This is a genomic window from Erwinia sp. HR93 (assembly GCF_034555055.1).
GTDB classification, from domain to species: Bacteria; Pseudomonadota; Gammaproteobacteria; order Enterobacterales; family Enterobacteriaceae; genus Apirhabdus; species Apirhabdus apintestini.
This window is the reverse complement of record NZ_JAXUDP010000001.1, coordinates 895,602-909,891: the sequence shown is the minus strand read 5'-3', so window position 1 is coordinate 909,891 and position 14,290 is coordinate 895,602. Positions and strand designations below refer to the sequence as shown.

The 14,290-nt window shown below is 55.0% G+C and carries 13 protein-coding genes; 10 read left to right on the top strand and 3 right to left on the bottom strand.

The window, feature by feature from the left end; translation table 11 throughout:
* Window positions 1-430: 430 nt before the first annotated feature.
* Together rsmD and SFA31_RS04275 are read left to right on the top strand one after the other, a co-directional pair.
* A complete protein-coding gene (gene rsmD / locus SFA31_RS04280) occupies window positions 431-1,027 on the top strand; it encodes a 16S rRNA (guanine(966)-N(2))-methyltransferase (RefSeq protein WP_322836864.1) in 597 nt (198 codons plus the stop codon).
* A complete protein-coding gene (locus SFA31_RS04275) occupies window positions 1,017-1,280 on the top strand; it encodes a DUF1145 family protein (RefSeq protein ID WP_322839287.1) in 264 nt (87 codons plus the stop codon). The genes rsmD and SFA31_RS04275 overlap by 11 nt, the downstream gene beginning before the upstream one ends.
* Here the strand turns inward: SFA31_RS04275 and SFA31_RS04270 are convergent.
* Window positions 1,277-1,627, bottom strand: coding sequence for a DUF2500 domain-containing protein (locus tag SFA31_RS04270; protein ID WP_322836863.1), 351 nt, complete (start codon window positions 1,625-1,627; stop codon window positions 1,277-1,279). The genes SFA31_RS04275 and SFA31_RS04270 overlap by 4 nt on opposite strands.
* Window positions 1,628-1,765: 138 nt before the next feature.
* Between SFA31_RS04270 and SFA31_RS04265 the strand changes: the two genes are divergently transcribed.
* Window positions 1,766-2,392, top strand: a complete 627-nt coding sequence (locus SFA31_RS04265; protein ID WP_322836862.1) for a lysoplasmalogenase — start codon at window positions 1,766-1,768, stop codon at window positions 2,390-2,392.
* Between the two features lie 111 nt (window positions 2,393-2,503).
* The gene (locus tag SFA31_RS04260) at window positions 2,504-4,723 is read left to right on the top strand and encodes a zinc/cadmium/mercury/lead-transporting ATPase (RefSeq protein WP_322836861.1); all 2,220 of its coding nucleotides are present in this window, start codon (window positions 2,504-2,506) and stop codon (window positions 4,721-4,723) included.
* Between the two features lie 13 nt (window positions 4,724-4,736).
* Here SFA31_RS04260 and tusA read toward each other — a convergent pair whose 3' ends face one another.
* Window positions 4,737-4,982, bottom strand: a complete 246-nt coding sequence (gene tusA, locus SFA31_RS04255) for a sulfurtransferase TusA (RefSeq protein WP_322836860.1) — start codon at window positions 4,980-4,982, stop codon at window positions 4,737-4,739.
* 323 nt (window positions 4,983-5,305) lie between these two features.
* Between tusA and SFA31_RS04250 the strand changes: the two genes are divergently transcribed.
* The 6 genes from SFA31_RS04250 (at window position 5,306) to SFA31_RS04225 (ending at window position 12,442) form a co-directional block, all read left to right on the top strand.
* Window positions 5,306-5,971, top strand: coding sequence for a 7-cyano-7-deazaguanine/7-aminomethyl-7-deazaguanine transporter (locus tag SFA31_RS04250; RefSeq protein WP_322836859.1), 666 nt, complete (start codon window positions 5,306-5,308; stop codon window positions 5,969-5,971).
* A 69-nt stretch (window positions 5,972-6,040) separates the two neighbouring features.
* On the top strand, window positions 6,041-6,607 hold the full coding sequence (locus SFA31_RS04245; protein ID WP_322836858.1) for a DcrB family lipoprotein: 567 nt from the start codon (window positions 6,041-6,043) through the stop codon (window positions 6,605-6,607).
* Between the two features lie 198 nt (window positions 6,608-6,805).
* Window positions 6,806-7,855, top strand: a complete 1,050-nt coding sequence (locus SFA31_RS04240) for an AI-2E family transporter (RefSeq protein ID WP_322836857.1) — start codon at window positions 6,806-6,808, stop codon at window positions 7,853-7,855.
* A 115-nt stretch (window positions 7,856-7,970) separates the two neighbouring features.
* On the top strand, window positions 7,971-8,999 hold the full coding sequence (locus SFA31_RS04235; protein ID WP_322836856.1) for a nitronate monooxygenase: 1,029 nt from the start codon (window positions 7,971-7,973) through the stop codon (window positions 8,997-8,999).
* Window positions 9,000-9,122: 123 nt separating this feature from the next.
* The gene (locus SFA31_RS04230; RefSeq protein WP_322836855.1) at window positions 9,123-9,263 is read left to right on the top strand and encodes a hypothetical protein; all 141 of its coding nucleotides are present in this window, start codon (window positions 9,123-9,125) and stop codon (window positions 9,261-9,263) included.
* Between the two features lie 161 nt (window positions 9,264-9,424).
* Complete coding sequence (locus SFA31_RS04225; protein WP_322836854.1) at window positions 9,425-12,442, top strand: autotransporter outer membrane beta-barrel domain-containing protein; 3,018 nt, start codon at window positions 9,425-9,427, stop codon at window positions 12,440-12,442.
* Between the two features lie 459 nt (window positions 12,443-12,901).
* On the opposite strand, the gene SFA31_RS04220 is transcribed toward SFA31_RS04225, so the two are convergent.
* Window positions 12,902-14,098, bottom strand: coding sequence for an NAD(P)/FAD-dependent oxidoreductase (locus SFA31_RS04220; RefSeq protein ID WP_322836853.1), 1,197 nt, complete (start codon window positions 14,096-14,098; stop codon window positions 12,902-12,904).
* Window positions 14,099-14,290: the final 192 nt, after the last annotated feature.

The following is a 14,290-nucleotide window of genomic DNA, read 5'->3' as shown; positions in this document are numbered from 1 at the left end:
CGCGCGTAAAAGCCTATCCCATTAGGCGCTATTGTTGAAACTTGTTTGACGTTAGTTAGCGAATTGAAACCGGAGCGTACATACAGTACGTGAGGATTTCGAGCGCTGCCCAACGTCAGAATGGCGAATAAAATAGCCTAATAAGCCAGACTATTAACTTTTTCCTGCCAGCCTGATATGAACGCCTCATAAAAATCATTGCAATCAAATAAAAACAAGTAAAAACAATGAGATATCAATCATTATTTCGCGTTCAAAATAATGAAGACGCGCATCTCAATATCTATTAATCGCAACGCCGTTAGTTTAACACTTAACTTGGGCGCCATCACTTCACGGGATGCGCCGAAAATGCCCACGCTTCTCGGGTTTCCCCGCCTGCCACTCGCCGTTAGAATAGCAGGCAAAATGACAGGTTCAGATGAGGCTCATGAAAAAACCACACAGCGCTGGCAGCGGCCAAATTCGTATCATTGCAGGCCAGTGGCGCGGTCGTAAACTCCCCGTGCCCGATAGCCCGGGCCTGCGTCCAACCACGGATCGCATTCGTGAGACGCTATTCAACTGGCTGGCGCCTTATATCGTTGATGCACGCTGTCTGGATTGCTTTGCTGGCAGCGGTGCTCTTGCGATCGAAGCGCTCTCTCGCTACGCGGCAAGTGCCACGTTACTGGAAAAAGATCGTGCGGTCGCCCACCAATTACAAAAAAATATCGCGACATTACAGGCGCGTCAGGGGACAGTAATGCATACCGATACGCTGAGCTTTTTAGCCCAGCCGGGTACGCCATTTGATATTGTGTTTATCGATCCACCTTTTCGTCAGGGCCTGCTGGATAACACATTAGAACTGTTGGCGAGCAATGGCTGGCTGGCGCAAAACGCCTGCGTTTATGTCGAAAGTGAGGCCGAAGGCGCAGCGCCAACGGTGCCGCCAGACTGGCATTTACATCGGGAAAAAATCGCGGGCCAGGTTGCCTGGCGGTTATATATTCGGGACGGTGGAGAAAGCAATGATGCTAATTAACATAGGGCGCCTGCTGATGCTGGCCGTATGGGCTTTTATGGTGTTCAACCTGTTCATGCCCTTTCCGCGCCCGCTGAATATCTTCGTCAATGTCGCAATGGTATTTACTATAATGATGCACGGTTTGCAGCTCACGCTGCTTAAAGCCACGCAATCAGAAACCAGTAAACCGCTCACTAACCTGCAGCAGATCCGCATTTTTATTTTTGGCGTCTTTGAGCTGCTCGCCTGGCAGAAAAAACAAATGGGTTAAGGGCGAAAAGTTTCATAGCGAGTTCCTCGCCAGAAAAGCGTTCCCGTAGCGCCTTCTTTTAACTGCTGAAACTGGGGCCTACTGACCCGGAACTGTAGCTCACGCCCATCCGTCAATCGAAACGCGGCGCTATAGCGCATCGATGCTCCCGCAGGCACCACCTGCTGCTGGCGGGAGCGGCTACCCTGTGCTGGCGCCTCGCGCGTCTCTATAACCGTTGCCGCCTGGCTAAGCAGCGGCGCCCGGTCATTTTCCGCCTCCTGACGACGCTGATGCAAAAACCGAAATGACGCGGTAACAATAATTAATCCAATGATAATGATAAAAAAAACCGGGATTTTGCTCATAAAGAAACGTCCTTACATCAGAGCTTCCCAGCATAGCGCGAGAGAAGAAGCATTGTCATCTACCGACGTTGCCCACTAGACTGGAGACAGGCCGCGCGCCGCGCGCGTGCGAAATAATCACTGATTCAGGGATTTATCATGCTGTGGTCGTTTATTGCTGTCTTATTCTCCGGCTGGCTTTACGTTGATGCGTCCTATCGGGGGCCAGCCTGGCAACGCTGGATTTTCAAACCCGTGACGCTATTGCTCCTTCTTATGCTGGCCTGGCAGGCACCCATGTTTAGCGCCACCGGCTACCTGGTGGTAGCGGGGCTATTCGCAAGTCTGGTCGGCGATGCGCTCACGCTGCTTCCCACCCAGCGCATCATGTATGCCGTCGGCGCCTTTTTTCTGTCCCACCTGCTTTACACTATTTGGTTCGCCAGCGAGATGACGCTGAGCTTTTTTTGGCCGTTGCCGCTTACACTGCTTATCATTGGCGCCGTTCTCATCGCTATCGTCTGGAGCCGCTTAGAAGAACTGCGCTGGCCGGTGTGCACTTTTATTGGCATGACGCTGGTCATGGTCTGGCTTGCCGGTGAGCGCTGGTTTATGCGCCCGACGGACACGGCGTTTTCCGGATTTATTGGCGCAGGGTTGCTGCTAATGGCCTACATCATCTGGCTTATTAGCCACTATCGACGCCGTTTCACCGCAGACAATGCCCTGATCGCTGCCTGTTACTTCATCGGGCACTTTCTTATCGTCCGCGCGTTATATCTGTAATTCCCGACCGGGCGCACTGTCGCCCGATCGCTAGAGAAAATCATCTTGACTCTGGAGCTGGCTCTAGGGTGTAACTTCGCTAATGAGAAATTTATCATTATCGGAGATGAGATGAATCGGCCCACCGCTCCTTCCGGGAAAAAGGCGCCCAACTTCGCGCAAGCGTCCCTACTCCCGCTGCAAAAAGCTGAAGATTGCTGCCATCAGGCTGAGCCCGTAGCCGAGCCATCCGCCGCAGCGCGGCCGGCAGGCAACGCGCGCTATAGCTGGAAGGTTCAGGGAATGGACTGCCCGGCCTGCGCGCGCAAAGTTGAAGTTGCCGTACAGCAGGTCGCAGGCGTCACACAAACTCAGGTGGTTTTTGCCACCGAAAAGCTGGTGGTTGACGCATCGGAAGACATCAGGCGTGCCGTTGAGGATGCGGTGCATAAGGCAGGCTATGCGCTGTCCGTCGACGGCGCCGCACCGCAGCCGCATACCGCCTGGCGCGAATATTTCCCGCTCGCGCTAATCACCGCGCTGATGGGGTTAAGTTGGGGCATCGCACTATTTTCACCCGTGGGCGGAAAAGCCGCATTCACTATCACAACGCTGGCCGGCCTGTGGCCCGTCGCGCGCCAGGCGCTGCGCCAAATCCGCGCCGGCAGCCCTTTCGCCATTGAGACATTAATGTGCGTCGCGGCCGTCGGTGCGCTATTCATCGGTGCCACGGCCGAAGCAGCCATGGTGCTCCTGTTATTTCAACTGGGAGAACGCCTCGAAGCTTTCGCCGCGGCGCGCGCCCGTCGCGGCGTGACCGCGCTAATGGCGCTGCGCCCGGAAACCGCGATTCGGCTACGTGACGGAGCGATGGAAACCGTGCCCGTGGCCGCGCTGCGTCCCGGCGACTGTATTGAAGTCGCCGCCGGCGCGCGCCTGCCTGCCGACGGTCGATTACTGAACGACAGCGCAAGTTTCGACGAAAGCGCGCTGACCGGAGAATCGCTGCCGGTAGAGAAATCGCGCGGGGATGGCATTGCCGCAGGCGCAACCAGCCTCGACAGTAAAGCGCTCCTTGAAGTAACGTCGCAGCCGGGCGATAGCGCTATTGACCGCATTTTACGTCTGATTGAAGAAGCCGATGCGCGCCGGGCGCCTATTGAGCGCTTTATCGATCGTTTTAGCCGCAGCTACACGCCCGCGATAATGGCGCTGGCATTGCTCACGGCGACGGTGCCCCCTCTGTTATTCGGCGCGGCGTGGAGCGTCTGGATTTATAAAGCCCTGGCGTTATTGCTGATAGGCTGCCCCTGCGCGCTGGTCATTTCAACGCCAGCCGCGATAACCTCCGCCCTAGCGAGCGCAGCCCAGCGCGGTATCTTAATTAAAGGCGGTGCCGCGCTGGAAAGTTTAGGGCGGATACGTCAAATCGCATTTGATAAAACCGGTACGCTGACCACGGGACAGCCCCAGGTTACCGCAATCCGTACCTTCAGCACCTATAGTGAAGCGCAGGTTTTAACGCTATCGGCAGCCATTGAACGCGGCTCAACGCACCCGCTGGCGCAGGCGATCGTCAGGACAGCCGAAGAACGGCAGCTTGTGTTACCAAACGCAGAGCAGCAGCGAACTCTCGCAGGTATTGGCATAGAGGCGACGGTTAACGGTGAGCGGCTGCGGCTGATTTCCCCCGCCAGAGTGCCGGTAACGCTACTGCGCGCAGAGGAGCAGGCTTTGGTGCAGAGCCTGGAAGCAGAGGGGCATACGCTGGTTATCCTGCTTACCGGCGAGACGGCGCTGGGCGCCGTTGCGCTGCGCGATACATTACGCTCCGAAGCGCCCGCAGCGCTGGCCGAGCTGGGAGAGTTGGGCATCCAGTGTATTATGCTAACCGGTGATAACCCTCGCGCGGCGGCGGCCATCGCCGATACATTGCATACACAATTTCAGGCAGGCCTGCTCCCGGCGGATAAAGTCGATGCGGTTCGCAAGCTTAGCGCAGCTTCTCCGCTTGCTATGGTGGGCGATGGCATCAATGACGCCCCGGCGATGAAAGCCGCAACGATAGGCATCGCGATGGGCGGTGGAACCGATGTCGCCCTCGAAGCCGCCGACGCGGCGCTTTCTCACAATCGTCTGAATGAATTACCGGCGCTCATTCGCCTGGCGCGCGCTACGCATAATAATGTGCGACAGAATATTGCCATCGCGCTGGGGCTGAAGGCCGTTTTTCTGGTCACCACGCTTATCGGCTTTACCGGATTATGGCTGGCAGTGCTCGCCGATTCAGGCGCCACCGCGCTGGTGACGGCAAATGCGCTGAGGCTATTGCGTAGAAAAAAGCAGGGATAATTGTCTGATACAATCAATGGCGCTTACGTAGCAAATAGCGATACGGCAGTGTATCCGCCTGCTGCGCCAGTAAATCATGTTCCATGAAGCGACAAAACCCGGGGATATCCCGCGTAGTCGCCGGATCGTCGGCGATAATCAGCAAGGTTTCTCCGGCCTGCATATTACGCACCGTCTTGCGCACCATCATTACCGGCTCAGGGCACCGCAGGCCCTGGGCATCCAGAATGTGGTCCGCCTCATTAAACACATCGGTCATACTGTTCTCTGAATAAATAGAAATAGAAGCGCCGCTCTCTTACACTGCGGCGTGAAAAACACCCGCGCCGAATCGGCCTCTGGTTACGAAGCAGCCCAACAGCAAACTGACGCTATGCCCGCTCGCCCCGGCCACAGCGGGCATTTCCGCTGGGGTTAAAACCGCGCTAGTTTACGCCGGGGATTCAACAACGCAAGCGGGGTTAACGATTGCGCAGAAAACACGCATTGCAAATTTGAGCCAGCGCAGTATTATGCTGCGCTTTTCAACGGCAAAACGCCGCCTGGGTTCCCTCACCCCAGTGCAGTTTAAAAAGGTACATTATGCTTACTTTAACCGCGCATCAGCGCCAGCGGGCGCTTATCTGGCTATCGCTATTTCATTTAGCAGTCATTATTTCCAGTAACTATCTGGTTCAACTTCCCATCTCTGTGTTTGGGTATCACACTACGTGGGGGGCGTTTAGTTTCCCGTTTATTTTTCTGGCCACTGATTTAACGGTGCGTATCTTCGGCGCGCAGCTTGCCAGGAGAATTATTTTTGCGGTGATGATCCCAGCTTTAGCCGCATCCTACATTATCTCCGCACTATTCTTTATGGGCCACTGGCAGGGGATTTCCGCATTAACGACCTTCAATGTCTTTGTCGCGCGCATCGCGTGCGCCAGTTTTATGGCCTATGCGCTGGGGCAAATTCTCGACGTCCACGTATTTAATCGACTGCGTCAAAGCAGGCGCTGGTGGCTAGCGCCAGCGGCATCAGCGCTATTTGGCAATGTCAGCGATACGCTGGCGTTCTTTTTCATCGCCTTTTGGCGCAGCACGGATATTTTTATGGCACAGCATTGGGTAGAAATCGCCGTTGTTGACTACTGTTTTAAGATACTTATCAGCATAATCTTCTTCCTTCCCGCCTACGGCATGCTGTTGAATACAATTCTGAAGCGGCTGGCGAAGATGCACCAACGTGAAGCCTTACAGCCAGTCTGAGACGGTATACATCTTGTGATAAGATGCATGAAGCGGCCAAAAAGGCTGAATAATCTGAGGGAAAAATCAATGCGCAACCTGATAAAATATGTCGGAATCGGCCTGCTCGCATTAGGTCTTGCAGCCTGCGACAATAGCGACAACGATGGCCGCGCGCCTGCTCAGGGCAGCGAAGCGCAAAGCAGCGATGCTGGCAACACGATTACCTTGCTTGACGGTAAGTTAAATTTTTCCCTGCCTGCCGATATGACCGATCAAAGCGGGAAAGTTGGCACGCAGGCTAACAATATGCACGTTTATTCAGATTCTACCGGGCAAAAAGCGGTGATTGTCATCCTTGGCGATACCACCAGCGAAACGCTTGACGTTCTGGCTAAGCGGCTGGAAGACCAGCAGCGTAGCCGCGACCCTCAGCTACAGGTGGTCACAAATAAAGCTATTCAGGTTGACGGCCAAAAGCTGCAGCAGTTAGACAGTATTATTTCGGCACGCGGCCAAAGCGCCTGGTCATCGGTTATCCTTGGGAAAGTGGACGGCAAACTACTCACCATGCAAATAACGCTGCCAGCAGACGATCAACAAAAAGCGCAGACCGAAGCGGAAAGCATCGTCAATACGCTCACGCTGAAACCGTAAATAGCCGTATCGCATACTTGATATCTTTGAGCACTTCCCGCCAGGGCGCGCAGATGCCGCTCTGGCAGGGTAGTGCTTTGTCTTCTACTCTCTGGCTTATCACGCCATACGCGCAGCTCCCTTTTTTGCAACCATTGCAGCAAGCCGACAGCGGCACGCTACACTTTGAAAACTCACCTTTTCTGCTCAGGAGCGCCAATGGCGACGCCCGACCCCCAAACCACCGGCCTGCATATTCTACTTAAACTGGCCGCACTGGTGATTATTCTTGCCGGTATACACAATGCCTCCGACATCATTGTCTCACTGCTGCTGGCCATTTTTTTTGTCATTGTATTGAACCCGCTGGTTGTCATGCTTATTCACCGCGGGCTAAACCGCACGCTTGCTATCACACTGGTTATGATTGGTATGCTGATCGTCCTATCTTCTATCCTCGGCATACTTGCTTCCTCGATGAATGAGTTTATTGCCACGCTGCCTCAGTACAACCAAATGCTGACCCATAAGATAATCGAACTGGAGCGGCAGGCTCCTTTCTTACATCTGCGACTTTCCCCCGCTCGCCTTCTGGAACATATCGACACCGAACATATGATGACCTTCGCGACCACATTTATGACACAAATTTCCGGCGCAATGGCAAGCGTGCTGGTACTCATCATGACGGTCATCTTTATGCTGTTTGAAGTGCGCCATATTCCTTACAAACTCCGTTTCGCGCTCAATCAGCCTCGGCTGCACATCGCCGGCCTGCATCAGGCCCTCAGAAACGTCAGCCGTTATCTGGCATTAAAAACGCTGATAAGCCTAATGACCGGACTGGTGCTTTGGCTGGGGCTGACATTGCTGCACGTACAGTTCGCGCTCATGTGGGGCGTGCTGGGATTTTTACTGAATTACATTCCGAATATCGGTTCCATTATTTCGGCTATCCCGCCGGTAATTCAGGCACTGTTATTTAATGGGATGTATGAAGCGCTGCTAGTTATCGCGCTTTTCGGTATCGTGCATATGGTGCTTGGAAATATTATGGAACCGCGCTTGATGGGGCATCATCTCGGCATGTCAACGCTGGTGGTATTTTTGTCCTTACTTTTCTGGGGCTGGCTGCTGGGGCCGGTAGGAATGCTATTGGCCGTCCCACTCACCAGCATCTGTAAGATTTGGATGGAAACAACAACCGGAGGCCGACGGCTGGCGGTTTTGCTTGGAACCGGGCGTCCGAAAGCCCCGGCGATTCGTTAATTCATCTGGATTTACGCCGCACCTGCTGGCGCGGCGCTATCAGGAACTGAGTAACGTGGCTGATGGGCAACCCCGATTTGCGATAAACATACCCGATTAACATACAGGTAGCCGTATGGCATTCACTCTGACCGATCTTCCTTTTATCCAGGCACCGATGGCCGGGGTGTCAACGCCGCAACTGGCGGCCGCCGTCAGCAACGCGGGCGCGCTCGGATCAATAAGCCTTGGTGCGGCATCGCTAAGCCAGGCGCGCGATCTGCTGCTGGAAACACAAACGCTCACCGCTCGCCCGGTGAATATAAATTTATTTTGTCACGCACCGGCACGCCGTAACCCACAGCGCGAAAGCGCATGGATCGATCGCCTGCGCCCTACCTTTGCCCGATTTGGCGCCGCTGCGCCAGAGCACCTTACGGAGCTTTATCGCACTTTTATCAATAACGCGCCTATGCTGGAGCTACTTCTTGCAGCGCGTCCGGCAATTGTCAGTTTTCACTTTGGATTACCGGACTCGGCTGCAATCCGCGCGTTTAAACGGGCAGGAATTACTATGCTGGCCTGTGCGACAAGCGTTGATGAGGCAAAACGCATTGCCGCAGTCGGTATCGATATGGTGGTTGCTCAAGGCATTGAGGCTGGCGGCCACCGGGGCATATTCAACCCCAGGGCGCCGGATGAACGTCTCCCAACGCTGGCACTGGTTCGGGCGATTAAAGCCGCCACTCAATTACCGATTATCGCCGCAGGCGGCATTATGAACGGGGCGGATATCACCGAAGCGTTAAAAGCAGGTGCCGTAGCGGCACAGCTCGGTACCGCGTTCATTCTGTGCCCGGAATCTTCCGCCGATGCCGGGTGGCGAGAGCGCCTGCGCCACAGCAAGGCGCACGCCACTGCGTTAACCTGCACGATTTCAGGACGACCGGCGCGGGGCATCATCAATTCGCTTTACCTGCGGGCTAATAAAGAAGAGATAGCAGACTACCCGCTGGCCTACGACGCAGCAAAAGCGCTTCACCGCGCGGCGGTGGCTCAGGGTTGCCATGATTATGGCGCTTACTGGGCCGGTTGCGGTTGCCACCGCTCACGAGAAATGCCTGCCGCTCGTCTGGTTGATTTGCTGGCGAACGAACTTCAATAGCCCTGTAATTGTTTGATTGTTATTTAATGAATTGAATCAATTCAGCCACATACTTACGTACAGCAAATAAAATACGGGATTCGATAGTAAGTACATACTTACATAATCTCATTATTGATCGCATTGTCAGATAATAGATACGGCAACGGCAACGGCAACGGCAACGGCAACGGCAACGGCAACGGCAACGGCAACGGCAACGGCAATACGATGATTCTGAAAACGCGTCTCGCAAACCTATTTCCCTTTCCGAAAACACATTAGAAACAGCAATAACTTACTGATTATCCACGCTAAGGAAAGTTTACCCCCCGCTAAATAACCTCGCTTTTATGGAATTTTTTAAGAATTTTCATGCCATTACCCCATGTTAGAGTGTTTCAGAAACACCTGTATTCATCGCTCTATTCAGTGGAAGAATCATCATGACACACAGGACACGAACCTCTCCTTTTCTGCGCCGCACGCTCATTCAGCACGCGATTATGCTGGCGCTAGGATCTGGCTGTATAACGGCTCAGGCTGCAGCAACAATCGACGTTGGCTCAGGCGCGACGCAAACCCTCACCAATGATGTTAACGCGACAGGTTTTCTGGAAGATGCGTTAAATGTCCATAACGGCGGCTCAGTCACCGGCAGCGGCATTACAGTCTCCAGTAAAACCGGCTCAATCATGAATGTTGACGGCGGCCAGGTCACACTTAGCGATGTCACGCTGGGTAACAGCTCCCGCGCGACAGGAACAATTACCAACGGCGGGCAGGTGCGTTTAACAAATGCTACGCTTATCGCCAAACGCAGCTTCACGGTTATCGGCGCGGGTAGCCTGTTGGAAATCAATCACGCCCCGCTATCTTCTACGGGCATGGATTTTGCGCTAAGTGACGGCGCTGCGCTTACGCTCAATGACGTACAGATCGATGCGCCTCCGTCCGGTAGCGGCGCAGCGCTCATTCGCGGCAGCAACGGCGTTCAGGTCAAGCTTCAGGATTCCAGGCTTTCCGCCCAGGACAGCGCGGTTTTAAAACTGACTAACGGCAGCCGCGCGGAAATTACCGGAAGCGAACTGCGCACCTCACCGCTACATTCAGAAGATATTGGCTACTACCCCGTCATCCAGCTTGAGGATGATTCACACGTTATCGCTAACGACACGCACCTGATACTGGATAAAGAAGGTGCAGGGTTTTCAATCATTGGCGCCAGCAGCGCCGAAATGAACAACGGGCTGATTGAAGCGCGCGATATCTCACTGGAAGGCTCGGGAATCTATTTGTTTGGTGCTGGCAGCAGCGCTACGCTGCAAAATACGCAGATAAACGTGACCGGAAATGATGCGTTGCAACCCGGGATGTTTTCCGGGGTCGAAGCAGGTGCTGGCAGCGTTTTCACCATGACCGGCGGTGGTATTCAGACTGATGGCAATGGCGCGACGGGGCTGATTGCCGATCGCAGCCGGGTCACTCTCACCGATACAAAAATAAACACCCTACAAGATAACGCCGATGCAATGCAGGTTTACCGCAGCTCCGGTACCTTTAACAATGCCGTCTTTCAGACCCAGGGCCAGAACGCCTCTGCGCTGAAAGTTGGGGATGGGGGCGATCTGGCGTTTACCGGGAGCGAGTTATCCGCCCAAAATGCCGCCGCCGTTGTGTTGGATGCCAACGCGCGCTCGGTAATAAACCTTTCGCTGACAAATACCGGCGTAAGTAGTAACAATCGTGATGCCATCCTGATCGCGAACAGCGCTGGTCCCCTGCCGCCGGGGAGCAGATACGCGGATATTAATATCTCGGCATCGGGAGGCAGCGTCATTAATGGCGATATCAGCATGATGCGCCACGACCCTTCTGCGCGCGCTAACGTAAATTTGCATAATCAAAGTGTATTACTCGGCGGGGTGCATACGCAGGGCGGCACCAGCCTGGTTAACGTCGACGCCGGCGGCACCTGGATTATGACTAATGACTCCACCATTACCCACATGAACCATTCGGGGTTGCTTCAGTTAGACGGCAGCAGGCCCGGAGTCCAACTGCATGTTACCGGCGATTATATCGGTAACGGCGGTACTATCGATTTTAACGCCATTTTGGGCGGTGATGATTCACCCACCGACCATATCACTATTGACGGCGATACTTCTGGTGCGACTTCGGTACGCGTCACCAACGCCGGCGGCACCGGGGCGAAAACCCTTAACGGTATCGAACTGATCCACGTCGGCGGCGATTCTGCCGGTGAATTCACCCAGGCAGGCCGTATCGCAGCAGGCGCCTACGATTACACCCTGACCCGCGGCGCGGGCGGCAATGTGGGCAACTGGTACCTGGTCAGCGGCGAAGTTACGCCAACCCCGGATCCCGGCCCCGATCCTAACCCCGATCCGAAGCCGGATCCCAAACCCGATCCCAAACCCGATCCCAAACCCGACCCGAAACCCAATCCGGCCCCTACCCCGGAACCCTGGGTACGCCCGGAAGCAGGTGCTTATACTGCCAACATCGCCGCTGCCAACACGCTGTTCGTCAACCGCCTGCACGACCGCCTGGGCGAGACCCACTACGTGGATGCCCTTACCGGTGAAGCGCGCGTCACCAGCCTCTGGCTGCGTAACGTCGGCGGCCATAACCGCTTTAAAGACGCCAGCGGACAGCTCAGCACCCAGGCTAACCGCTACGTCATGCAGCTCGGCGGTGACATCGCCCAGTGGAGCAGCAGCGCCCGCGACCGCTTCCACCTCGGCGTGATGGGCGGCTACGCAAATCAGAAAAGTCATACCCGCAACCAGCGCAACGGTTATCGCGCCGACGGCAGTATTGACGGCTACAGCGTGGGGCTGTACGGTACCTGGCTGCAGGATAACGATGAAAAAACCGGTGCTTACGTCGATACCTGGTTACAATACGGGTGGTTTAACAACCACATCAACAGCGACGTAACGCAGGAAAGCTACAAATCCCGCGGCCTGACCGGCTCAGTGGAAACCGGGTATACCTGGAAGCTGGGCGAGCGCGATACGCGCACGGCGTTTTATATTCAGCCGAAAGCGCAGGCCGTATGGATGGGCGTGAAGTCGGACGATGTAAAAGAGAAGGGCACCGGCACCCGGGTGAGCAGTGAAGGCGACGGCAACCTGCAGACCCGGCTTGGGGTGCGCGGCTTTATCAAAGGGCACAGCGGGCTGGATGACGGAAAACAGCGGACTTTCGAGCCGTTTGTTGAGGCGAACTGGCTACACAACACGCGGGCGTTTGGCGTCAGGATGAACGGCGTGCGGGTGGACCAGGCGGGCAGCCTCAACATAGGGGAAGTGAAAGTGGGCGTGGAAGGTCAGCTAAACCCGCAGGTTAATCTGTGGGGCAATGTGGCCCAGCAGGTGGGTGACAAGGGTTACAGCGATACCAGCGCGATGTTTGGCGTTAAGGTCAATTTCTAATCCACCCCTTCAAAATAACCGCCCCTTTTGCTACAGGGGCGGTATCCCGCAGGCATTCAGGTTTTCCAAATAGTTAACGCCCCGCAAACTATTCTAAAAGCTCACTCTGATAACGTGCCCAACGCAATTCAACGCGCGACTTCAGCGCCTCAAAATGACATAAATGTGTCCGTTTAAATGGGGTTCCACCTTTCATTCACAGTAAATTACCGCTTTTAACTGCAATTCATACCAAGACCAGCACCGATAAAGCACTGAAGACTTCCAGAGATCCATCCCCTTCTGCCGCCAGATATCTACCATGCTGGCTGAAATAACCGGCGCAACCACTCAAGAACCGAACCGCAGCAGATCCCACCCTTTCCCCGTCATCTGTGCGGTGAAGAACCGCGCCGGGCAGAATCGCTAACCGTGTAACCGACATCAACAGAAACCAGCTGAGTACGATACAACGCCTATTCAGAGCGATGCTTCCAGCGCCTGGGCGCACGCCCAGGCAGAACTCCAGGCCCACTGAAAGTTATAGCCCCCCAGCCAGCCGGTCACATCAACCACTTCACCGATAAAATACAGCCCGGGAACCTGTCGCGCCTCCATAGTGCGGGACGAGAGCGCATGGGTATCGACGCCGCCCAGCGTTACCTCTGCGGTACGATAACCTTCAGTTCCATTCGGCTGCACGCGCCAGCCGTGCAAAAGCTGCACCAGCGCCTGCTGCTGCCGGGGCATTAGCTGCTTCAATGCGACGTCGGGCACGTCTCCGCTGGCCTGCAGGACTTCCACCAGCCTTTTCGGCAAGAGGCGCGCCAGCGTATTTTTCAGGCTCTGATTGGGATGCGCCGCGCGCTGGGCGTCCAGTTCCGCCGCAACATCGCAGTCCGGCAGCAAATTCACCGTGACCCACTCCCCGGGCCGCCAGTAGCTGGATATTTGCAAAATTGCCGGGCCGGAAAGCCCGCGATGCGTAAACAGCACATTTTCACGAAACAGCGTGCCGTCTTCCGCGCTGACGGTAGCGGCAACGGAAACGCCGGCCAGCGTCTGCAGCTGCGTCAGTTGCGGTTTATGCAGTGTAAAGGGCACCAGACCGGCCCGGGTGGGTATTACAGGAATGCCGAACTGTTCCGCCACCTGATAACCAAATGGCGTCGCGCCAAGGCCGGGCATCGACAGCCCACCGCTAGCGATAACAAGTGAGCGAGCGCTTACTTCATCGCCATTTAATGTGAGCGTATAGCCCTCATCCGCACGCGTTACCGCGATAATTTCACTGCGCAGGCGCAGCTCAACGCCACCGACCTCACACTCCGCCAATAGCATATCCACGATTTGCTGGGCGGAATCATCGCAAAAAAGCTGCCCAAGCGTCTTTTCATGCCAGGCTATCTGGTAACGCCCGACCAGGTCGAGAAAATCCCACTGGGTATAGCGCGCGAGCGCAGATTTGCAAAAATGAGGATTACCGCTCAGGTATGCCGCGGGTTCAACGTGCATATTGGTAAAATTACAGCGCCCGCCGCCCGACATAAGAATCTTACGCCCCGGCTTTTTACCGTTATCCACCACCAACACCCGCAGCCCGCGCTGCCCCGCCTGAGCGGCGCAAAACAACCCGGCTGCGCCGGCCCCGATAATCACCGCATCAAACGTCTTCACGCCGCTTTCTCCATTCTTTCAATACGCACAGATTGTAAAGATTGCACTCTGGTCACACCAGAAGGAAAATCAAATAGATGACTAATAAACTGAAAAATAAAGAATAAATAGGCAGGCATAATTAAAAAGCGCCAACTAAAGTTAAAAAAGTAAACATTTCACTTTGCCCGCGCCGCGAAAGTCCCCGATAAT